This window comes from Planococcus maritimus (assembly GCF_001592825.1).
Lineage (GTDB): Bacteria > Bacillota > Bacilli > Bacillales_A > Planococcaceae > Planococcus > Planococcus maritimus_C.
In genome coordinates, this window is sequence record NZ_LTZG01000012.1 from 1 (window position 1) to 463 (window position 463).

Annotated in this window: 2 protein-coding genes; both read right to left on the minus strand. The window is 51.6% G+C overall.

Annotated features, from left to right (window positions below):
- Positions 1-286: (2Fe-2S)-binding protein (locus tag AY633_RS10365; RefSeq protein ID WP_390176117.1), on the minus strand; the 286-nt coding region annotated here is incomplete at its 3' end.
- Positions 277-463 (minus strand): hypothetical protein (locus tag AY633_RS16360; RefSeq protein WP_145915676.1); only part of this gene is annotated, 187 nt, incomplete at its 5' end. The genes AY633_RS16360 and AY633_RS10365, both read right to left, overlap by 10 nt.

Genomic DNA, 463 nt, shown 5'->3' on the forward strand with positions numbered 1-463 from the left:
CCAGTTCCTCTTGTTGTACGCCCTCGATTGTTGTAATGGAGTGGCCGTCCACTTGATAAGCCATGGTCATACACGCATTGGCCAGTTTTCCGTCGATTAAAATAGAGCAGGCTCCGCAGCGGCCGATTCCGCCGGCCCCCTTTGTCCCGGTCAGCTGAACTTCCTTTCTAAGCAAGTCACTCAGATGTGTCGTAGGAATGGCCGCAACCTCCCACTCCTGCCCATTCACGGTCATCCGGAACTGTTCCTTTTTTACAGGAAATGGCCCGGCCTCTTTTACGTCCATTGCTTCAGCCCCTTTCTGTCTATCGCTTCAAGCAGCTCTTCTCTTGAAATTGGCAGCTTGTTTATCCAGCATCCGACCGCATCATGTACTGCCTTTACAATCGCCGGAGTGATGGCGATTGTTCCAATTTCGCCAACACCGCGTGGTCCATATGCATCACCCTTCATTAGTTCTTCT